Below are 23250 nucleotides of genomic sequence, written 5' to 3'. Positions count from 1 at the left end.
ATAGAAAGAGATCTAAATCACACCTATTATGAATATCAACACGCAGACAAGCAGCGTTAAACAAATTAAAACAACTCATATAAGGGAAACTCATGAACAAAACAATCGCAAGCCTCATCGTTGCAACAACTCTTTTTTCAGGTTCAGCACTTGCAAGTGTTAACCAAGGTCTAAACCTAATTGTCACACCGCAGAAAGGTGGAGCCTGGGTAACAGTAGAAAAAGATGGAGCACCTCAAGCAGGTTTAGACGTTACTGTTAAAGGCGGCCAAAAACAGCATTACACTACATCTGAATCTGGTCGAGTATTTGTATATAGCTCGTTTGAAGCGGCTCGTTCAATGACATTCGAAGTTTCTGATGAAGACGGTACAACAGTTTCAACTCAGCGTTTTATTTCATCTAACCGTTCATAACAATAATAAATAATATGGATATATGCATACTTTAAAACCGCGCTTAAAAGCTTAAATGGTCGCGATAAAAGGAATTTACTCGCGACTATCTCACGCCATAAACATGAATAACTTCACAACATTAATTCATTACGTCTACACTAGAAAGCATGTTTCATTCGCCTTTTACATAAGCTTATTACTTCTGTTTAAGGTCAAATAGATATCTCCAACAGTCAAAGGAAGGATGACGACATGCATCAAATTCCCTCTACGTTGCCAGACAGCAGACTGATGTTGTCTTGCTGGTACAACCAAGATTTTCGCCTAAGCCACGACTTCCCTTCCGCATAAGCCTTCTTGTTATTCAGCGCGCTTGTACGCTAACAAGCCAATTCAAAAGTACCAACAGCACTATGCTTTAGATAAGCATTACTGTTGATCATTTATTGAATCCGTTATTGCCATTTTTATCATTAATAATGTAGAAGAAACACAATCGGCATACGGCTGCTACTGAGGCTATATCAATGAAACGTATACCAGAACCGTTCCGCATTAAAATGGTTGAATCTATCCGCATGCCAAACGAAAAGGATCGACGTGAAGCCTTAATTGAAGCGGGTTATAACCCTTTCATGTTGAGAAGCGAAGATGTTTATATCGATCTACTGACAGATTCAGGCACAGGCGCAATGAGTGATGTGCAATGGGCTGGCTTAATGATGGGAGACGAATCTTATGCAGGAAGCCGAAACTACTTTAATTTATGCGATGCTGTAGAACATTTTTTTGATTACAAACTGACGGTTCCAGCTCACCAAGGGCGGGGGGCAGAGCAAATATTATTTCCGTGCTTAATAGAGCGAATGAAAACAGTACGTGGTGGTGATAAAGCCGTATTTATATCGAATTACCACTTCGATACAACCGCTGGTCATATCGAGCTTAATGGAGGAAAAGCCATTAATGTACTGACTGAAAAAGCGTTTGATACAGAAACGTATGACGACTGGAAAGGAAACTTCGACCTCGCTAAATTGCAATCAACCATTGAAACCTATGGTTCACACAATATTGCTGCCATTATTACCACTATCACATGTAACAGCTCGGGCGGACAACCCGTTTCAATGGCTAACATGCGTGCGGTATATGAGATTGCGAAAGAAAATGATATTCCAGTTGTGATCGATTCAGCACGTTATTGTGAAAATGCGTACTTTATAAAGCAACGCGAACCTGAATACGCCGATGCATCCATTCTCGAAATTATCCGTGAAATGTACCTTTATGGCGACATGTTAACGATGTCTGCTAAAAAAGACCCGATGGTCAACATTGGGGGCTTATGCTGTATTCGTGATCATGAAGATCTTTTCCAAGCAGTACGAACACGTTGTGTGCCAATGGAAGGGTTTGTCACTTATGGTGGAATGGCAGGGCGTGACATGGAAGCCCTCGCCCGTGGTTTATATGAAGGTGCTGATGAAGATTTCCTTCACTACCGTATTAGCCAAGTAGAATACTTAGGTGAACGTTTACGAGAAGCTGGAGTACCCATTCAATACCCAACCGGTGGACATGCTGTCTTTGTCGACGCGACCAAAATTTTGCCTCATATCCCCAATGAACAATTCCCTGCGCACGCATTATGTAATGAACTCTATTTAGAATCTGGTGTGCGAGCTGTAGAAATTGGTTCGCTATTACTGGGCAGAGATCCTGAAACAGGCAAACAAAAAGAATCACAATTAGAATTAATGCGCCTCACTATTCCACGTCGTGTATATACCAACGATCACATGGATTACGTTGCCGATGCATTAATCGCAGTCACAAAACGAGCCAGTGACATTCGAGGTCTAACCTTTGAATATGAACCACCAGTTTTACGCCACTTTACCGCTAAATTGAAACCCGTTAAGTAAGTTTCATTTGTAACCTAAATGCCAGAACCATAATGAGCTATTTCATATAGAAATGGCTCATTACAACATGAAAGAGTCATTCAATTTCACTCAAAGATTATGCAAAATATTAAATAACCATAAAGAAATGCCCAGGTGTAGTGCCAAAGTTTCTTTTAAACAAACGATTGAATGCACTTAAACTTGAAAAACCTACCTCCATTGCAACTGTCGTTACAGGTTTGCCTTTTGCGAGCTGTTTTAAAGCCTCTAGCAGTCTAACTTGATGACGGTATTCAACAAATGATAGTCCGAGTTCATTACGATATAAGCGACTTAATGAACGGCTACTTATATTAATTATTGCTGCCCATTCGCTAAGTGAACGACTATTCGCAGGATCGTTTAATAAAGCGTTACAAACGCTTGCAAGCCTTGGGTCTGTTGCAATTGGTATATAGAAGGTCACTTGATGGGCTGATTTCAATTGATCTAAAGTCACCTTTATTAATCTTTCTATTTCCTCTCTGCAGCTTTCACTAAATTCGACTGAAGCTAAATGTAAAAGTAATTCTCGCATTAAGGTGGAAACATTTAGCACGCAACTTTGTTCAGGCAACTGCCTATCACAATTGGGACGCACATAAAAATTTCTCATTTTAGCCTGACCGTGCATTGATACCTTGTGCAAAACGCCTGCTGGTATCCATACCGCCCTTTGAGGAGGAATAACCCAAAGATTTTCATATGTTTCTACGATCATTACACCGCTATATGCAAAAACTAATTGAGAAAAGTCGTGATGGTGCCAGTCAATAATATGACCATCTGGATAAGACTTAGGAATTACAATAGCTGACATTGCTAATTCATCGTTCAACACAGTATCAATCATAATGGCTCATTTGGGCAAAAAGTTGTCTTTATAGAGACTATGTGACAAGTCATGACTCTGTAAACTACTTTCATCATGATTTAAACAGGAACAATGATGAATATACCTCGACGCCATTTTCAGATAATGAACCTAGGGCATGCTCTTAATCATTACTTTATTTTAATTTTTCCAACAGCAGTATTAGGGCTACAAGAGCACTGGAATCTTGATTATGCAGAGTTACTAAGACTCGGTAGTTTTGGCATACTCGCCTATGGATTGGGCTCATTTCCAGCAGGATGGTTAGGAGACCATTGGAGTAAAAAAGCGATGATAAATGTTTTTTTCTATGGCATGGGGTTATCTGGCATTCTCACCGCTTTTACTCAAACACCCGAACAGCTCGTATTAGGGGTTGTTGCCATAGGGCTATTTGCTTCAATTTATCACCCAGTAGGGTTAGCAATTATATTTAGCACAGCAGAAAAAACAGGCCGTGCTATCGCGATTAATGGGCTTGCAGGTAATATCGGCCTTGCTTGTGCTGCGGTCGCCACTGCTTATTTAACACAGGTAATCAATTGGCAGGTCGCATTCTTAATTCCTGGTATAATTTGCATTATATCTGGTGTTCTCTACACATGGGTTTCAAAAGATATTCTGTATATTCAAAAACCTAATGCAAATAAAAAATCAGAGGTAATGGATAATATAAGTATGCGAAAACTGTTTATCGCCATTGCGGTTATCGCTACTTTTGGTGGCTTAGTATTTCAAACTTTAACCACCGTATTGCCTAAGGTTTTACAAATCACATTCGATACATCACTAGGCAACATCGGACTTTTAGCAACAAGCATATTTATTGTTGCGGCTATAACGCAATTAATCGTCGGAGAGCTTTTAGAGCGCTTATCAGCTCGAGCCTTATTACTTAATATAGTAATGGCTCAGACTGGTTTCCTTTTACTTGCCTCTATCGCTTCTGGCTGGATGTTGGTTCTTTGCCTAACAGGTTTGATATTCAGTACGTACGCACAAATCCCAATTAATGACTGGTTAATCGGGAAATACGCTGCTGACCAATGGCGGTCGAGGCTTTATGCTGTCAAATATATGCTAAGTTTTAGCACTGGGCCAATAGCATATTGGTTAATTGCAAATATCTATGATCAAACTGGAGAATTTACCCTCTTATACTGGTTGTTAGCAGCCGTTATGATCCTATCGGTTCTTGCCGTTTGGGTAATGCCGAACAATAAACATAATAAAAGGTATTTTTTAAATCGGCATTAGCATTAATCACAATCACCAAACGAGCTATTTCATATAGAAATAGCTCGTTACTGATAACACCAGAATAACAGGAGTTAATAAGCGTCTTATTTGTTAAATTACTTTAACTTAAATTGATTTACGATCGCCGCCAGCTGCTCGTTGCTGCTTGCAAGGTTTCGCGTACTATCCATAGTTTGTGCACCATTGTCAGTAAGCCGACCAACCATGTCCTGAATTGCCGTCATATTACGGTTTATCTCTTCACTTACCACACTTTGCTGCTCTGCAGCTGTGGCAATCTGGATCCCAAGATCATTAATTTGAACCACAGATGTCGCCATTGAATCTAAGCTATCATTTACGTTGGAAGTCGTATCTGCGGTTTCTTGACAGCGACGTTTAGTGTCGTCCATCGCTGTAACGACTGAGCTTGTTCCCTTGTGCAACTTACTCAACATTTCATTAATTTCGGATGTACTCTGCTGGGTTCTTGCAGCTAAAGCGCGCACCTCATCAGCTACGACCGCAAAACCACGTCCTTGATCTCCAGCACGAGCCGCTTCGATAGCTGCATTCAAAGCTAATAAATTAGTTTGATCGGCAATCTCACCAATAACACTAAGAACTGAGCCAATCTTTTGCGCATCGTCGCTCATGGTTTGAATATTGAGTGCCATGGCGTCAACTTCATCAACCAAGGCAGCTACACTGCTTACAGCACCATCAACCACACGTTTAGATTGTTCAGCTTCATCACTGGCATTTTTCGTAAACGCCGCTGATTGAGAAGCGCTTTGCGATACACTGTCTGCCGTTGAACTCATTTCATTTACAGCAGTTACCACCTGATCTGTTTCTACAGAGTGAGAGGCTAAGACGGTATCGTTAAGCTCGGTCTGTGCCTTAAGTTGTTCGATACCTTCTGAAATATGCTCGGTAGATTGAGAGACTTCTAGCATCATCGCTTGTAAATTACCGATAAAGATATTTACCGCCTCTGCGATTTGGCCCAGATCATCCTTGGTATACACATCAAGGCGTCGGGTAAGATCACCATTACCTTGTGATAACTCGACTATTGTGCTTTTTAACGAAAGCATTGGCCGATAAAGTCGATTCAGCACAGCTAAAATAATTGCGGAAGCAAAGAGAATCAATAACCCTGCAGTGAATAAAGATGTTTTTAATGCCTCGTCAACCTCTGCGTAAGCCGTTGATTTATCAATACCCACTAACAGATGCCAATGAGTATCTTTATCAAGTTCGATATCTTGAAAGTAAGCTATTTTGTCAACGCCACCTAAGCTGTAGTTGAAAATACCACTATTGCTAGTAAGCACTTTATTCTCTAGTTCAGCTAATTCGGGGAAGTCAGACAGTTTAGTTTTACCGGGAACATCAACTTCACCAGTTGAAGCGATGGTTGTACCCTGGCTATCATATAAACCAGTCATTGCTCCAGGGAAGGGAGACTGATTTACAACATCAGTAAGAAGACTCAACTCGATATCAGCAAGTAAAACGCCACGAAACTTGTCTCCGTCGAAAAAGGGTTCTGCAATGCTAACCATTAGGTTACCCGATGATGCCCCTGTATAGATTCCGGTGATTACTGTGCTGCGTTTCTGCTTAGCTGATTTATACCAATCCCGTGTTCGCGGATCATAAATAAAAACGCTGCGCATACCACTTTGAGCCCCATAAGAGCGACCGTCCTCAAAGCCCACAACGATATCTGATGATTGGGTAGCGTTCGCGATTTGCTTTACCATTAGAGCAAGTTGCATATCTCCGCGGTCAGTCGCGAAGTCTGGCGCTGTGGCAATAACACCTTCTTTAATGGTATGAAACCAGTCAGTAATCTTATCTGACGAGCTATCAATTTTAAGCATTGAGTATTCATCAATGTTGCTCAAGATTGAAGTTGAAAGTTGGCGATAGGAAAGAGAGGTCGAAATTGCTAAAGAAACCGTTAATAATAAAACGGCAACCGCGATAATACGGCCCTTAAAACTAGATAATATATTCACGTAATCCTCATGATCTTAAATACGTTTTGTTATAATTATTAATAATTTTTTCATCGCGTGATAGTTATGAGCTTACATTCATACCCAGCAGCGTTATTGTAAAGAATCCAGCCTTTGCCTAGATTTTAAATTTAATTATTTTTATTAATTATATAATATGGTAAATCGTCAATAGACGAAGAGAACCTCAGTGAAAGACTATAAATTGAACTCGATTTTTCATTGTGGAAAAAGCCATGATCGACTAAAAAAGCAGTACCAACGGCCAATTTTACATAGTTATTTACAATCAAAGCATAGAAACCCGTCCATACGGTCGATTATAAGAACTAATGCTTATAAAAAAAGTGATGATTCTCACGCATGGGAGCGTTTTCAATGAAAAACTAAAAATACATGCATCCGAGATGTATATTTATTGTGCCAGAAGAGTAAATATCATTTATGTCAAATTTTCAGTAATAACTACAGATTAAACGTAACATTAATTAATAGAACGTGAATATTATTTATTATTCTTAAATGTATACTTTATTTTTATGCGAAATAATATCTGCCATGATAGCGATGGCAATTTCCATTGGCGTTTTGCTGCCAATATCTAATCCAATAGGCGCATGTAAACGAACCAAAGTATCGTAGTCATATTCTCCTATACGGTGTAAACGCTCAACGCGCTTTTCACTGGTGCGTAATGAACCCATTGCTCCAATATAAAATGCTGATGATTCTAAAGCCCCCATTAAGCCGAGGTCATCAATTCTAGGGTCATGAGCTAACGCTAAAACAGCAGTTTGTTTGTCACAATATTGATCGACAAATAAGTCTGGCGATAACCAAGTTATATCCACACCGCCTTGTTTCGCGGCAAAATGCCAAGCATCTTTCAGCTCTTCACGCATATCGCAGATTTTCACCTCATACCCCGCCATAAGACCCAACTGAGCCACGTGATAGCTAACCTGACTGATCCCCAAAATTAATAGCTGCCATACATGAGAGTAATATAGCGTCACCGAGACGTCTGACACACTCGCCCCTGTACCCATTTTCGATGGCTGTAATGACAAAAAATCAATATCAGTTTGCAAGGTTACTTGCCCTGTACGTAAACAGACCTGACGCTGAAACGGCTTTTTATATTCCGCCAACTCTACCCATTGTGCGTACTGGTGCAATGTTACTTGGTCAGGCTGTAAACGCTCAATCAGTAACGTAATCGTACCGCCACAAGGTAATTCCAATACTGAACCTTGGTCGGTAATATGATTTCCATAACTAAACAAACTAGCAGCTTCGTTAAATACAGATCCCTCCTCTTTTAGCATTGCGACAAAAGATTCTTCTAAACAGCCCCCCGAGATAGAGCCAATACGATCATGGCCATTAGTCGCAAACAGTGAACCAATAGGACGTGGCGCAGAACCATATGTAGCGACAATGGTACATAACCAAACAGGTTGATTATCTTTCAACCATGCAAATACTTGTTGTAGTACGTAATGATCAGTGAGCTGCATCTGGCAAACTATCCTCCACTTTAGAAATGATCATATTGATCTTTTCTTGAGTTAATTCACCTTTCTGGGTCGTCCACGTTTTTTGCAAATAATTGATTAAGTCTGTCAGTTGCTGTTTATCCATCTCATTACGGTAGCCTGGCATGGCATAAAAACTCTGCGTTTGGCTGTATCGCTGATCGCCTACGCCATTTAGTAAGACAGCAACAGTATTAATGGGTTCGGCTTGATCCAGAGTAGAATTACCCGCCATCGCTGGTGAAATATTCGGTTTTCCTTCTCCATCAACACCATGACATCCTGCACAGTAGGCATTGTATAAACCATATCCTGGAGCTGCTTCATCGTGCCCATTAAAGGTTAATGCTGCTGGTTCGACAACCTCGTTTACTGCCGAATCGGTATCTAGTAAATAGGTAGTAACCGCCGCCATATCCTCTGCCGTTAAATGACTCAAACTGTGATATACCACTGGGTACATACCACCAAAAACAGTACCTTTTCGAGAATATCCTGTCCGTAACAATTGCTCTAGATCCATGGCTGTCCAGGCTTGTCGGTTCAACTCTGTTGGCGTAATATTCGAGGCTTCATAACCTTCTATCATTGCTCCCTCAAATTGCTTAGACTCATCCATCGCGAATAAAGTACCCCGCGGCGTGTGGCATTCTCCACAATGACCCAAGGCATTCACAATATAGTTTCCCTTGTTCCACGCCTCACTTTTGTCTGGTACAGGTTGGAATATTCCACTTTCAAGATTAAGCAGGTTCCATCCCTTTAATCCCATACGAATATTAAATGGGAAACCCACATCATTGTCTTTATTCTTTTGTTGTACAGGTTTGGTATTCATGAAAAAGGCATACAACGCACGGGTATCATCATCGGTTAATAAGCGATAAGAAGTGTAAGGCATCGCCGGATACAGGTTTCCTTTTGGTGCGATACCATCATGCAATGCTGCATAAAAATCTTCGTAACTGTAATGACCAATTCCATGATCTTTATCTGAACTAATATTCGTGGAATACATTGTGCCAAATGGTGTGATAAACGCGAGCCCACCACCAAACTCTTGTCCATCAGAAATAGTATGACAAGCTACACAGTCTCCCATTTTGGCTAGATATGCGCCCTTCTCTATCATATCTTTGTCGGCTTTCTGGGTCGTTGACGATGTGTTCTCTTCAGACGCTATCACGCGTTCGATAACAATCATATTCATCACAACTGCAGCTATTAATACCGTTAGCCTACCCATGTTATTAAGCTTGATAAATACCGAAGAAAGTCTCGAGGATGAACATAACATTTTCATGATAGGGTCAATCCTTCTGTGGTCAGAATAAGATCTTTAACTGCTTGGTAATACTTTACATAACCAGTACAACGACAAATATGATCGCCCAAGGCTTTCGCTATTACGTTATCAACTTCATCTACCGAAACTGGCTGCTTTTTTAACTTTTCTAACAAAACAGTCGTTTCATTTACAAAGCCCGGCGTGCACCAACCACATTGAAATGAAAAATGTTCAATAAAGGCTTCTTGCACATTACTGAGAGCCTCAATTTGTCCTTGTTGATTCTTGGTTGCATGCCCTTCAACAGTACGAATCGCTTTTCCATTGAAACGCTCAACACCATTAATGCAACTTCGCACAACTTCACTGGTACCATCCTCTTTATCTACAATCACTGTGCACGCATGACACACCCCAGCACCACAGCCAAATTTCGTTCCTGTTAGATTCAGATGCTCATGAAGAAATTCAATCATCATTAGCTCGGGTGAGACATCAACCGGACCGACAGACTGATTGTTTACCGTCATTTTAATCGTCGTCATACTAATGCCTTCTTAATCTCTTTTGCAGTAATTGGAAGATGGTAGAAACGAGCACCTGATGCTTGATATATCGCTTCAACTAACGCAGGAACAATTGGAATCATCACGACTTCAGCAATGCCTTTACTGGGATCTGTATCTGATAACGGAGGGAGAATTGTATGAGTAAGGTTCCATACACCAACATGTTTAGCTAAAGGTACTTGGTAGCGGTTGAGGTTCCACGTACCGTTACCTGCCCCTTCAGCATCAGACGGTAAATATTCATGCAGAGCATGACCAAGCCCCATCACTAAGCCACCTTCAATCTGCCCTTCCACCAACTTTTCGACGAGCACTCGTCCACACTCTAACCACGTGTGCGTACGCAGTACTTCCACTTCACCACTGCCTTCATGAATGGCAATTTCAGCCAAGGTGCCACAGGGCGCATAATAGGTCACCATCGCGTTATTGAGCGATGTGAGTGGGTAATTCACAGACACCCGATCTAACAAATGAAACCCATCACCAGCCATTAAAGCTTGTTTCTCTAACGACGCCCCTTCTCCGTATTGCAAAGCCATTGCATCTATTGCAAGTTTTTGGCGCAGCCCTTCTACATCAAATTCAGCTTCTGTCCATGCCCACCGATTAAAGCCATGCACCATTACACCCGTTACTAAGCCCATCATGTGCGCTTGCTTCGCCACGATTTCTAGCGGTAATGGGGGGTAGCCACTGGCAGTCAATTTACCGTCAACCCAACGAGCATTGCCGATATCACCAAAATCAGCCACGGCATACTCGCCATTAAAATAATGCTTTTTCCAGATCGCAACCGCGGCAGGCCATAAGCCATGTTCAAAAATTACTCGCGCTGCATTTTCTGTTGCATGACTTTGATAATACGCCGATTGTGACGCTGATGAAGCCATGCCCGCAACAGGCGTCCAACGCGGGTCTTTCGCCATTGCATTTTGCCGCTCTTGCGAGATCAAGTACGGTGAATCTGTTTCTTTCAGTTGCATTGCATCCCACAACTGAATTTCTGCCAACGACACATCATCGGCCATATTGCCGAGATATCGACTTATCAGCATGCCTTGTGCAGTTTGAGTGCCTGTTCCCATTTCCATAGAAGAAACACGTACAACAATACTTCCATCATTCGCCACCGATACATACGCTGAAGGCGCTTGCGCACCGTTACCGTAATCCTTGGTCGCAATACCATAGCCAACCCCATATCGACGACCTGGGTTGTCAGTTTCAAATTTGGCTTTATTTGTCACTCGGTTTACCCAAATATCATGCTGCTGAGCAAGTTCTAACATTTCACGATATCGCGCTGTACCATTTGGAATTGCACCTTGAGTGTTGCGGTAGCCAGGTTCCATTAAATTGGTAAGCCGCAACTGAAATGGATCAACGTCTAGCAATTCAGCCGATTCATTCACCATCATTTCCATCGCGGCCATCGACTGCAAAGTACCGTACCCACGCATCGAGCCACAATCAGGAGTCTGTGAAGGGTAAGCAACGGCGGTAATATCGTTTTGAGGAAGGTAATAAATACTTTGGAGCGCACTGGCACCAACCATAGTGACAGAATCTGTGAAGTTTTTACGGCCACCACCGTCTAACGTCATATCAGATACGACAGCCTTAAATTTGAGGGTTTCTTTATCGATAGCTAAACGGTTATGCATAGTGAAAGGATGGCGTTTCAATCCTGCTTGGAATTGCTCAAACCGATCATTCGCCAACCGTACTGGTTTGTCCGAATACATCGCTGCGAGCAAACCGTAATACGGGAAGACTGAGTGATCTTTCGCGCCGAAACCACCACCAATGAAAGGGGAATGTACAACCAGATTTTCTATTTTTCCTGCTAACGGGCTATGCGCTAACATTTCACCAGCTTGAGAATAAAAATCTTGTGGCGACTGACATGTAATCACAACATGCAATGTATTATTCGTGCTATCAAACCAGCCATTAAAACATTCTGGCTCCATCATCATGGGTTCAACAGACTGAGTTTGATAGGTTTTATCCAGCATAAACCAGGTTTTATCTTCTTGCTGCTTATCCAGTAGCGTCGACATCTGCTGGGCATAAAACATGCCACGTGCCCCAGCATCACCGGTTTCATCAGGGTGCGTCGGCCAAACAGGTTTATGGTTATCATAATTCGCAAAGAACAGGCCATCTTGTAACGTACTGTATTTGTCTTTTCCCGTCGCACCATCTTCACCTTCGGTACGAATAATACGCCATGCCGAGTAAGGATCTTTGCTAAGTGATGTAAGAGGTACTATCTCACCGTATTTTATTGCTTTTTCACTAAACTGTAATCGAACTTTAGCGCGTTTGAATGACGTAAAATCATCAAATAACAAAAGTGCAACAGGGTGACCAAGGTAATCTGGTGTGTCTCCTTCTGCTAACAACATCTTGTCGCCATAAAATGCAGGTAATTCAACGCTGTCTGCCGCTAGCATGTTGGCTGTAATTACGTTATTCGGCTGCATATTTTCAGGCAGCCAGGTTAAATCAATCCCCGTGAATACACGATCCGCTTTATTTACACGCAACACATACGCGTGTGTTTGTGCATCTGGCCAATCAGGGATATCAATGGCACGGTAATCTCGTCCGTAAATTTTCTCTCCCGTTACTTTCGCGATCCCATCTAAACGAAAATTCGGCTTATTATTTCCTTTCCATTGCTTTAACAATTCAGGAGAGATCGCTGCGGCTTGTGCGTTATTCATATTCATCAATAACGGTGCGCTGTAAACAGCGACACCTCCAATAACACACTGCTTAATAAAAGATCGGCGAGAAAGTGTAGACCCTGTCATATTTCTTCCTTAACAATTAAAGAAAGGCCAACTAATGAGAACTATTATCAACTGGAAAGGCATTTATTTAATTTAAAGCATATAACAGTTTTCAATATTTTCACTTTTGGTTAAGTGATTATTTTTATTTTTACAATCAACAATTAAATAGTACTGAGCGTAACAGAAAGTAAATACGTAACGTTCATAACAACCATAAAAAATAAAATCAAACAAGTAATTGTTTACAATGAAATAATAACAAAAAACCAAAATTATTTTATTTAACCAGCACTAAATAGCCATACTTTAATTAAGTGTTAATTACCAAAGATATAGGCACACTACCCTTCTTTCATTTACTTCCCTGACAAGGAATAAAAATATCGATTAATTAACATGCCGATTTTTACTATCAAAAAAACATTTATAGGCTAATTTTATTAAAGTAATTCTATTTAGGTTATAACGATGAAGAAATGGTTAATCTCCAGCTGCATCCTCTTATTTAGCAATGCTCTCTTTGCTGAAGAATTCAACCAGTTCGAAATAGGGAAACAGAAAGCAAAAGTCTGTATGACGTGTCATGGTGTCGATGGCATTGCCACAATCGACCCATATCCAAATTTACGCGGACAGCGTGCGTCTTACCTCATATCGGCACTTAAAGATTATAAATCTCGTGAACGAACTAGCGGACTAGCGATTTTAATGCAACAACAAGCCGATGCTCTCACCGATCAAGACATGAAAGACATCGCACATTACTACTCAACGCTTGGGTCAGAATCGCACAGTAAAACGGAGTAAGTTTGATGGACATCGCTAGGGATTACGATATAAAAGTCGTTCGCTATTTTGTCGTTGCTGCCGTCATATGGGCAATCGCAGGAATGACAATCGGTGTTATTTTGGCGGCGCAGCTTTATTGGCCTCAACTTAATTTCGACTCTCAGTATTTTCAATTTGGTCGTTTACGTCCCCTTCATACTTCTGGCGTAATATTTGGTTTTGTTGTAAATATATTAATGGGTACATCGCTTTATATTGTTCAGCGTACCAGTCAAGTCCCTTTATTCAATAAAAGCCTCTCTTGGATGGTATTCTGGGGCTGGCAATTAATATTAATACTCGCTTTAATTACTTTACCGTTAGGCTATACCACCAGCAAAGAATACGCAGAGCTCGAATGGCCTATCGATATTATGATTGTGCTTGTTTGGGTGCTGTACGCAGTATTATTTTTTGGCACTATTGCCATTAGAAAAGTCAGTCATATATTTGTAGCTAATTGGTTCTTCGGGGCATTTATCATCGTGATCGCGATGATCTTTATCATCAACAATTTGGCTCTTCCTATCTCAATGTGGAAATCCTATTCCATCTATGCAGGCGCACAAGATGCTATCGTGCAATGGTGGTGGGGACACAACGCAGTTGGCTTTTTGCTAACAGCAGGCGTGATCGGAATGAACTACTATTTCATTCCTAAAGTATCTGAACGCCCTATCTACTCATACCGTTTATCTGTCATTCACTTTTGGGGATTAGTCGGCTTCTACACTTGGGCGGGCACACACCATCTTATTTATTCGTCCGTACCTGTTTGGGTGCAAAATATTGGCATCGTCATGTCGCTGATCTTGTGGATCCCGTCATGGGGTGGCGCTTTTAATAGCGCGATGACCTTGCTTTCTAACAAAGAAAAGTTGAAAAAAGACTACATTATGCTGTTCTTCTTTTCAGCTATTCTTTACTACTGCTTAGCAACATTTGAAGGGCCATTACTCGCCATTCGCTGGTTTAATATGGTGGCTCACAACACAGAGTGGATCATCGGACACGTGCATTCCGGTGCACTTGGCTGGGTTGGTATGTCCGCCATTGCGGTGTTCTACTACTTTATTCCGCGTTTGTGGGGCAAAGAAGAACTCTGGTCAAATCGTTTATTGAAATGGCATTTCTGGTTTGCCCACATTGGCGTCGCACTCTATGCCGTTGCTCTATGGGTTGCAGGTATTGGCGAAGGTTATATGTGGCTTACCCAATTAGAAAACGGATCGCTGGCTTACAGCTTTGTCGAAGCCATGGATTTCAAAGCACCATGGTTGTTCGTTCGCTTCTTAGGCGGCGTATTCTTTGTTTTAGGCTTACTGATGATGGTATTCAATCTCTATAAAACCGTGTCATCCAAGGCGACGTCTACTGTGGCTATGGAGGGTAAATAATGGTGTTCAGTAAAGATTTTACTCAATCCGTCTTCATCCTGATCCTATCAACCACTATGGTTGCAGCCTTTTCAGTACTGGTATGGGTAGTGCCCAATATTTTCATGGCACCAGAGCTCGTTAAAATGTCGAAGGCTAAACCATTCACGGCCATTGAACTGGCTGGACGAGATATCTATATCAGTGAAGGTTGTCATGTCTGTCACACTCAAATGGTGCGACCGCTCGAAGCAGAAATATTACGCAATGGCCGTGCCAACAAAGAGGCCGATGACATCTACGAATTTCCAAACCTTTGGGGTTCAAAACGCACAGGGCCAGATCTGACTAACATCGGACGGAAATATTCTGATCAATGGCACCAAATTCACCTTATCAATCCGCGTAATGTTATACCAACATCACTCATGCCCTCTTACCCTTGGTTGTTTGAACAGGTGCTCGATGGTGATGATATCACTAGCAAAATGCAGGCACTGCGAACACTAGGAGTGCCTTACAGCGACGGTGATATTGACGGTGCGCGCCTTCAGGTCGTGGGCAAAACTCAGGGTGAAGCATTAATTCGTTACCTGCAGAGTTTGGGTATTGATACCATGCACGATCAGGAGCAATAATCATGACTGGATTCTGGAATGTATGGGTAATAACCCTTACCGTTATTTTCTTAGTATTTATGATATTGGTCGTGGTTAAGTATTGGAAAACTAACCACCTTGCCGATGAAAATAAAACGGTCGACTCTTTCGATAATATTGATGAAAATGACGGTCCACCACCTCGCATTATGTTCATTGCTTATCTTGTTGCTTTTTCTTGCTCAATCCTGTTTTTAATCTTGTATCCAGGGTTGGGTAATTGGCAAGGTCTACTCGGCTGGCAGCAGAGTGATGACACACCACGAGAGCATAACGTATCTCTCGATGAGCAAATTGCTAGTATAACCTCACCAACATTAAACGCTTTAGCGGCAGAACCAGCCATTACAGCATCAGGCAAAGCACTGTTTCAAACTCACTGTGCAGCGTGTCACCGTGCCAATGGACAAGGTCAGAAACATTTCCCTAATGTCGTGGATGATGTCTGGTTATATGGTGGTACTGACGAGGCCATTTTACATTCAATTAAGCAAGGCAGAAACGGGGCAATGGCGGGTTGGAAAGCGATCTTACCGAAAGAAGATATTCAAAATATGTCTTACTATCTCGCATCGCTGCAACAACGTCCGCTTAATGCGCCATCGGTGAAGATCGATCTGGGTAAGAACGCATTTTTGAAAAATTGTTCAGCGTGTCATGGTGCCGATGCAAAAGGAAACCAAGTGATTGGCGCACCTAACTTATCTGATAGCACTTGGGTTCACGGTGGTAGCATTGAGGAAATTCAGCACACAATTAATAATGGCTTAAATAACGTAATGCCAGCGTTTGAAGGGCAGCTCAGTAACAACGAAATTTTGGCATTAGGGGCGTACATTACAGAGCAACGTATTGCACATAATGCCAAGATCGCAGCCATCCCTGTAGATACCATCACGAAAGGTGAATACCTCGCTTATGCCGGTGACTGCGTTGCCTGTCACAGTGCTGAAGGGGGTGAATCATTTGCTGGCGGCCTACCATTCGTAACACCGTTCGGTACTGTATATTCCACGAATATAACTCCGCATGTTACAGAAGGAATTGGCGATTACAGTTATGAGGATTTCAAAGCAGCCCTCTATGACGGAAAAGGCAAACACGGTTACCTCTACCCTGCGATGCCTTATACATCTTACCAATACGTCACCGAAGATGATGTATTGGCGATGTGGGACTACCTGCAATCCATTACCGCAGTCTCACGCCGTAACGACGATAACAGCATGATCTTTCCATCAAACATTCGCCTAGGATTATTAGGCTGGAATATCGCCTTTATGGATACTTCCCCACTCGATTTGACCAGCGATGCCCCCACGGTAGAAGAAACCGAAATCTGGTCTCGCGGTAAATACTTGGTGATGGGGCTTGGGCACTGTTCAGAATGTCACACACCACGTAATATTGCCCAAGCACTAGAAGCCGACAAAATCTTTCAAGGTAACTTAATTGATGGCTGGAATGCCCCCAATATTTCATCACAAGAACTATATCAGGATCGTTGGGACGTCAAATCGCTGACCGACTTTTTGCACACGGGCCACTCCGACAAAGGATCTGCATTTGGGGGCATGGCTGACGTAGTAAAAAATAGTACCAGCTTCATGACTCGTAACGATGTAGAAGCCATGGCAACCTATTTATTGACCGGTGACGACAACAACCGTATTCCACCTGACACTCAGCAATTGCAGCCAACCGGGTTCACAGACCTAGCCAAGCAATCAGACATGTACACGCTCTTTAAAACCACCTGTGGTGTATGTCATGGCGAAGACGGAAAAGGACGCGATCCTATTGCGCCAACGTTGCTTAACAACGGTATTATTATGCACAGTGATCCGTATAACACGATTGCAGTAACCATTCGTGGTTTGGAACCGAGTTACCTCAGCGAAGAGAGAAACTTCATGCCTATGGTAAGCTTTCAGAATATATTAACTGACGCTCAGTTATCTGATTTGATCTCCTTTATTCGTCAATATTTGGGCGATCGCACAGTACCTATTACAGGTAATAATGTGAAAGATGTGCGTGAGAAGCTCCAAAAAGCGGGTTATGCAGGTAACTTCCACACAACACCTGATATGTACGATAAACGTGATCGGAATATCGATGTAGATTAATGAACAATTTGAATATTACGTCCCATTGGTTGATTACTTACAATAAATCGCCCTTGCATCACTGCAAGGGCTTTTAAATCCATAATAAGTAAATCAACTCTCTCTAAGCATCTGCACTAATTAAGTGCATACTCATTATTCACCGCACCAATATGGAACGAAAAGCAGTGTTGCATATTAAGCGGTATATTTTAAAAACACCCTTCTCTTTATTTCTAATGCACGAATTACGTGCGCTATAAACAATCACAGTCTTTTCAAAAACAAACAGTTACCACTATCAATATGTGTATGCACCAATATGACACCCCATTATGGTTCATACTGGCATAAAATATGCTTAATACGCAATTAGCATATTTCATGCATATAACAAATAGAAATACCCAAACACAATATTAATGTACAAGGATGTGGTGACGTTTGTGGACAATATTAGTCATGCTGTAGAAACACTGGTTCAAAGTTCTGACACTTTGTTTATTCTATTAGGTGCGATCATGGTACTTGCCATGCACGCAGGGTTTGCCTTTCTTGAAGTCGGCACTGTTAGACAAAAAAACCAAGTGAATGCTTTAGTCAAAATCATTGCTGATTTTGGATTTTCTGCGATTGCTTATTTCTTTATTGGTTACTGGGTCGCATACGACGTCACTTTCTTCTCAAGTGCTGAGCAGTTAAGTGCGATTAATGGCTACGAATTAGTGAAGTTTTTCTTCTTAATGACGTTTGCAGCAGCCATTCCCGCCATCATTTCTGGTGGGGTAGCAGAACGGGCGCGCTTCTACCCTATGCTGGTTGCATCCTTTTTTATCGTGGCTTTTGTCTACCCATTTTTCGAAGGCATCATGTGGAATGGTAATTATGGCGTCCAAAATTGGTTAACCGAAACATTTGGTTTTGGGTTCCATGACTTTGCGGGATCAGTCGTTGTTCACGCTGTTGGTGGTTGGATAGCCCTGATTGCCGTTGCCATGTTGGGCATTCGAAATGGTCGCTACCGTGGTGGACGTTTAATTGCCTTTGCCCCATCTAATATTCCGTTTCTTGCCTTAGGGGCTTGGATTTTAACCATTGGTTGGTTCGGTTTTAATGTTATGTCGGCACAAACAATGGGCAGTATTAGTGGCCTTGTTGCAGTAAATACGTTGATGGCGATGGTTGGCGGTATTCTTACATCCCTTTTTGTTGGAAAAAATGACCCAGGTTTCATTCACAATGGTCCTTTAGCTGGTCTGGTTGCTGTATGTGCGGGTTCTGATCTCATGCACCCCATTGGCGCCTTAGTGACAGGGGCTATTGCCGGTGCACTTTTCGTATGGCTATTTACCTATATTCAAAACCGTCTTCATCTTGATGATGTACTAGGTGTATGGCCACTTCATGGTGTGTGTGGTGCATGGGGCGGTATTGCTGCAGGTATTTTTGGTAGTGAAGCATTCGGTGGTTTAGGTGGTGTGAGTTTAGCAAGCCAAGTTATTGGTACCCTAGCTGGTATTGCTGTTGCGGTTATCGGCGCTTTCATTGTTTACGGTATCATCAAGAAAACGGTTGGCTTACGCTTAACTGACGAAGATGAATACAAAGGTGCTGATTTAGCGATTCACAAAATCGGTTCTGTTAGCGACGATTAAAACCCTGAACAACGGCTAAAAGCCATATAAACAGAAAATATAAACAGAAAATATAAATCACCCATAAGCCACATGCAGCGTGTGGCTTTATTTATTGTACGCTGTAGCACTATTTCGCGACTACCATCACATCTAACCCTACTCCAAATTGTATGCCTGTTTCACTTTTGCGACGATGTATTCTATATAATTAGGATGCCATAATGATTACAGTAGCCTTAGTTGATGACCACCTCATGGTGCGTTCCGGTTTTGCTCAGTTGCTTAATGTCGAATCTGATATTGAAGTAAGGGGTGAATATGGTCGTGCAAGTGAAGCCTATACCGCATTATCAGTATCTGATATTGATGTTGCGGTTATTGATATCTCAATGCCCGATGAAAGTGGCTTAATCCTTTTAGAAAAACTGCGCGCGAAACATCCTAACTTTAGAGCCATCATTCTTAGCATTTATGATTCAGCATCTTTTGTAAGTAAGGCAATTGAAGCAGGTGCATGTGGGTATTTATCTAAACGGTGTGGTCCCGTAGAATTAGTGACGGCCATACGTACTGTCGCCAATGGTGATCGTTATCTCTGTGCCGATGCCTTGTTTAACCTAAGCAATGCACCTACCGCACCCAAGGCCTTAGATGCATTAACCAAACGTGAATACGAGGTCTTTACTCATCTCATTCAGGGTAAAGATGTTAAAGAGGCCGGTATCATACTTTCTATTAGCTATAAAACCATTCATGTTCATCGCGCTAATATTCTCAGTAAACTGGGGCTGTCTAATAACGTCGATCTTATTCGTTTTGCACTTCAACATAAATTACTCGCCGAATGAATCAAGCAGAGCACCTTAGTCATCGTTATTTTTCGTATTCCTTTAGCTTTATTATCTATAGCATCAGTTGGTTTTGCTTGTGGAGTATCAGCAGCTACCTCTCTGCTGATTTATTACTTGCAGGGTTATTTCTTCCCACCGGATTAAGGCTCGCGGTATTCGTATTAACCGCTCGCCCCTATTGGCGATTATTTGTCATCAGTGAATGTCTTATTTCTGCATGGCTACTGTCTATCTTCAACCACCACCCTCAAGACATATTATTATTATTGTGTCCATTCTTTAGTTATTTCCTTGCGATTCTGTTTACTCATCATTGGCGAAAACTAACAACTTATTGGCAAAAATTACTCGCCTTGGTGTTATTGGTCTTAGTACATGGCGTAATCATGGGCACCATGATCCTATTGTTAATGAAACCATTAGATTTATCTCTTCAATATGCCTTTTCGTGCATGATCGCCTCTATTACTGGCGGTGTATTACTGACTCCGTTCTTGTATCTACTTTATGATTACCTCCATCATAAAATCTGGATTCCATTAAGCCCAACATTAGTACATAAAGAAATCACCCTTCGTCCTTCGGCGTTACTCTGGAGTATTGCTTTTTTCTGTATTGGGCTAGTTGCTGAACTCACACTATTAGATCAAATGAAACCTCTCGGGTTATTGATCATTCTGCTACCCAATATTTTTATGGCTTATCACTATGGCTGGCAAGGTGGCGTTCTTGCCACAGTAATGAACAGCATCTTGCTCACGACTGCTCGTCAAGTTTCAGGCTCATTTACTACCGACCAAGAATTACAAATTTTTATCACAACGCAAGCTTTAGTCGGGCTTGGATTAGGAATTGCGATAAGCCGCCAATATCTGTTAGCCCAAAAATTACAACAAGCGAACAAAGATCTGGCTGATGAACTTGCAAGCAAACAATATCTCGCTTGCCAATTAGTACAAGTTGAAGAAAACATTAGGAAGTCAGTGGCACGAGAACTACACGACGAAATTGGTCAGAATATTACGGCTATTCAGATCCAAGCCATGCTTGTCGACCGAACAACTCAAGAACTGAATACAAAAAATACCGCAGAAACAATCAATACCTTAGCCATGCGTATACACAGCACAACCAAACAGCTGTTAACCCAATTACGCCCCCATATTCTCGATGAGCTAGGACTAGAAAGCGCATTACGCCAGCTTGCGCACGAAATGAAATTTGCTGAGCGTCAGATCGACTTCAAAATCAATATTGGTATTGCCACCAACAAGCTCGATGACATTACGGCAGTCACCCTGTACCGCATTGTGCAAGAACTATTAAATAACGTCACCAAGCACTCACACGCCACAGAGGTACAGTTAAGCTTAGTACCCGGCGATATTTTCAGTCTTGAATTACGAGATAATGGCTGCGGCTTACCAACTAATTGGCGTAGCAAAGGGCTAGGTTTAAAAGGAATAGAAGAACGGGTTAGTGCTCTCGGCGGTGACCTCTACATTGGGCAAAATAAAAGCCACACTAATCAAGCTAACAATATATTCGACACCAATAATGGCACTCGAATTATTGTTAACTTGCCCACAAAAATTACCTCAAGTTAAATAATCTAGGAATTTTTCCTAGTCATTTACAAACCTGTCTCATTCTTTATCGTAATTCTTTCCGTACTATTCATTCAGGCAATAGGGAGATAGCGCCGCCATGATAGGTTTCCTAACATCAGAGCAACCTACAAGAATAATAACCGATAAACAACAAATCGACGCCACGTACAAATACTGGCGATTGCATTTAATGTTTTCAATGTATATCGGTTACGGCATGTTTTATTTCACCCGAAAAAGCCTCAACTTTGCCATGCCAGCTATGTTAGCTGATCTTGGCTTAGAGCATTCAGACATAGGGTTTCTCGGCACCCTATTCTATATCACGTATGGCATATCAAAGTTTGTTTCTGGCATGGTCAGCGACCAGTCTAAACCAAGCTATTTCATGGGATTAGGCTTAATCGCCACCGGAATCATCAATATTGCATTTGGTTTAAGTTCATCTCTGGCAATGTTTGCCATTTTGTGGACATTGAATGCTTTTTTTCAAGGCTGGGGTTGGCCCCCCTGTGCCAAATTGCTCACTACATGGTATTCCCGTACAGAGCGTGGTTTTTGGTGGTCAATTTGGAATACTTGCCACAATTTAGGGGGAGCTTTAGTCCCGCTGGGTATTGGTTTTACCGCCATGACTTGGGGTTGGCGATATGGCTTTATTATTCCCGGTATTCTGGCAATTTTAGTGGGTATTGTGCTGTGTTTTCGCATGCGAGATAAGCCTACAACCATGGGGTTACCAACCGTAGGGCAATGGCGAAACGATGAATTAGAGTTATTACAAGAACAAGAAGGCCGCGGGCTATCTTTCCGCCAAATATTGAAGACCTATGTCATTGGCAACAAATATATCTGGTTATTGTGTAGCTCGTATTTTTTAGTATATGTGGTACGCATTGCAATTAATGATTGGGGAAATCTCTACTTAATTGAACGTCATGGTTTTGATTTATTTTCAGCCAATGCCGCCGTTTCAATGTTCGAAATCGGAGGATTTTTAGGTTCATTGTTTGGCGGCTGGGGTTCAGATCGATTCTTTCATGGTAATCGTGCCCCTATGAACTTAATTTTCGCATTGGGCATTTTCATTTCTGTGGCCGCATTATGGCTTACACCTATGAATAACTTTTCAGTCTTGGCTTGTTGTTTTTTCTCCATTGGGTTCTTTATTTTTGGTCCACAAATGATGATTGGAATGGCTGCTGCCGAATGCTCACACAAAAGTGTTGCTGGAACAGCAACTGGATTTGTCGGCTTGTTTGGATATTTAGGAGCCGCACTTGCAAGCTACCCAATATCATTGGTTATCGAGCAATTTAGTTGGGATGGTTTCTTCAGCATAATTACATTTTCAGCCGCCTCTATTGGCCTGCTGATATTGCCCTTTGTTAAAGCACAGCAGCCTTCAATTACTGCTACTTAGTATGATCAACCGCCTTATGTTTGCAAACTAAACTAGCGTTATCTAGCTTCTGAATAAAGTTACCTA

At 41.8% G+C, this 23250-nt stretch carries 17 protein-coding genes; 11 read left to right on the top strand and 6 right to left on the bottom strand.

The window, feature by feature from the left end:
- The first annotated feature begins 92 nt into the window (after positions 1-92).
- Positions 93-416, top strand: a complete 324-nt coding sequence (locus tag C9J48_RS12805) for a hypothetical protein (RefSeq protein ID WP_006230450.1) — start codon at positions 93-95, stop codon at positions 414-416.
- Between the two features lie 509 nt (positions 417-925).
- Positions 926-2326 carry a tryptophanase gene (locus C9J48_RS12800; protein WP_006230451.1) on the top strand — a complete coding sequence of 467 codons (1401 nt, stop codon included), beginning with the start codon at positions 926-928 and terminating at the stop codon, positions 2324-2326.
- Positions 2327-2435: 109 nt separating this feature from the next.
- Here the strand turns inward: C9J48_RS12800 and C9J48_RS12795 are convergent, their stop codons facing one another.
- Complete coding sequence (locus tag C9J48_RS12795; RefSeq protein WP_006230452.1) at positions 2436-3200, bottom strand: AraC family transcriptional regulator; 765 nt, start codon at positions 3198-3200, stop codon at positions 2436-2438.
- A gap of 96 nt (positions 3201-3296) precedes the next feature.
- On the opposite strand from C9J48_RS12795, the gene C9J48_RS12790 reads away from it, so the two are divergent.
- Entirely contained in the window at positions 3297-4478 is a 1182-nt protein-coding gene (locus C9J48_RS12790; protein WP_006230453.1) for an MFS transporter, read from the top strand.
- Positions 4479-4576: 98 nt separating this feature from the next.
- Here C9J48_RS12790 and C9J48_RS12785 read toward each other — a convergent pair whose 3' ends face one another.
- The 5 genes from C9J48_RS12785 to C9J48_RS12765 all read right to left on the bottom strand — a co-directional run bounded on the left by C9J48_RS12785 (position 4577) and on the right by C9J48_RS12765 (position 12710).
- On the bottom strand, positions 4577-6490 hold the full coding sequence (locus tag C9J48_RS12785; protein ID WP_006230454.1) for a methyl-accepting chemotaxis protein: 1914 nt from the start codon (positions 6488-6490) through the stop codon (positions 4577-4579).
- Between the two features lie 518 nt (positions 6491-7008).
- Positions 7009-8010: an XdhC family protein gene (locus C9J48_RS12780; protein WP_006230455.1), complete on the bottom strand. Its 1002-nt coding sequence runs from the start codon at positions 8008-8010 to the stop codon at positions 7009-7011.
- Positions 7997-9274, bottom strand: a complete 1278-nt coding sequence (locus tag C9J48_RS12775) for a cytochrome c (protein WP_036803169.1) — start codon at positions 9272-9274, stop codon at positions 7997-7999. The genes C9J48_RS12780 and C9J48_RS12775 overlap by 14 nt, the downstream gene beginning before the upstream one ends.
- A gap of 53 nt (positions 9275-9327) precedes the next feature.
- On the bottom strand, positions 9328-9861 hold the full coding sequence (locus C9J48_RS12770; protein ID WP_006230457.1) for a (2Fe-2S)-binding protein: 534 nt from the start codon (positions 9859-9861) through the stop codon (positions 9328-9330).
- Complete coding sequence (locus tag C9J48_RS12765) at positions 9858-12710, bottom strand: xanthine dehydrogenase family protein molybdopterin-binding subunit (protein WP_006230458.1); 2853 nt, start codon at positions 12708-12710, stop codon at positions 9858-9860. Before C9J48_RS12765 ends, C9J48_RS12770 begins: the two co-directional genes overlap by 4 nt.
- 450 nt (positions 12711-13160) lie before the next feature.
- Here C9J48_RS12765 and C9J48_RS12760 point away from each other — a divergent pair, with 450 nt between their 5' ends.
- From C9J48_RS12760 to C9J48_RS12725, 8 genes are all read left to right on the top strand, one after another.
- Positions 13161-13499 (top strand): c-type cytochrome, encoded by a 339-nt coding sequence (locus C9J48_RS12760; RefSeq protein WP_006230459.1) that lies wholly within the window; start codon positions 13161-13163, stop codon positions 13497-13499.
- Positions 13500-13504: 5 nt separating this feature from the next.
- The gene (gene ccoN, locus C9J48_RS12755) at positions 13505-14917 is read left to right on the top strand and encodes a cytochrome-c oxidase, cbb3-type subunit I (RefSeq protein ID WP_006230460.1); all 1413 of its coding nucleotides are present in this window, start codon (positions 13505-13507) and stop codon (positions 14915-14917) included.
- Between the two features lie 2 nt (positions 14918-14919).
- Entirely contained in the window at positions 14920-15534 is a 615-nt protein-coding gene (locus C9J48_RS12750; RefSeq protein WP_181320817.1) for a cbb3-type cytochrome c oxidase subunit II, read from the top strand.
- A gap of 2 nt (positions 15535-15536) precedes the next feature.
- Positions 15537-17684: a c-type cytochrome gene (locus tag C9J48_RS12745; RefSeq protein ID WP_006230462.1), complete on the top strand. Its 2148-nt coding sequence runs from the start codon at positions 15537-15539 to the stop codon at positions 17682-17684.
- 401 nt (positions 17685-18085) lie between these two features.
- Complete coding sequence (locus C9J48_RS12740) at positions 18086-19318, top strand: ammonium transporter (RefSeq protein ID WP_181320813.1); 1233 nt, start codon at positions 18086-18088, stop codon at positions 19316-19318.
- A gap of 203 nt (positions 19319-19521) precedes the next feature.
- Entirely contained in the window at positions 19522-20148 is a 627-nt protein-coding gene (locus C9J48_RS12735) for a response regulator (protein ID WP_006230465.1), read from the top strand.
- Positions 20145-21758: an MASE1 domain-containing sensor histidine kinase gene (locus C9J48_RS12730; protein WP_006230466.1), complete on the top strand. Its 1614-nt coding sequence runs from the start codon at positions 20145-20147 to the stop codon at positions 21756-21758. The genes C9J48_RS12735 and C9J48_RS12730 overlap by 4 nt, the downstream gene beginning before the upstream one ends.
- Positions 21759-21858: 100 nt before the next feature.
- The gene (locus C9J48_RS12725; RefSeq protein ID WP_006230467.1) at positions 21859-23184 is read left to right on the top strand and encodes an MFS transporter; all 1326 of its coding nucleotides are present in this window, start codon (positions 21859-21861) and stop codon (positions 23182-23184) included.
- Positions 23185-23250 lie beyond the last annotated feature (66 nt).

Source organism: Photobacterium profundum, assembly GCF_003026285.1.
Classification (GTDB): domain Bacteria; phylum Pseudomonadota; class Gammaproteobacteria; order Enterobacterales; family Vibrionaceae; genus Photobacterium; species Photobacterium profundum.
Note: the sequence above shows the minus strand (reverse complement) of the source record. Positions and strands in the feature narration are given on the sequence as shown.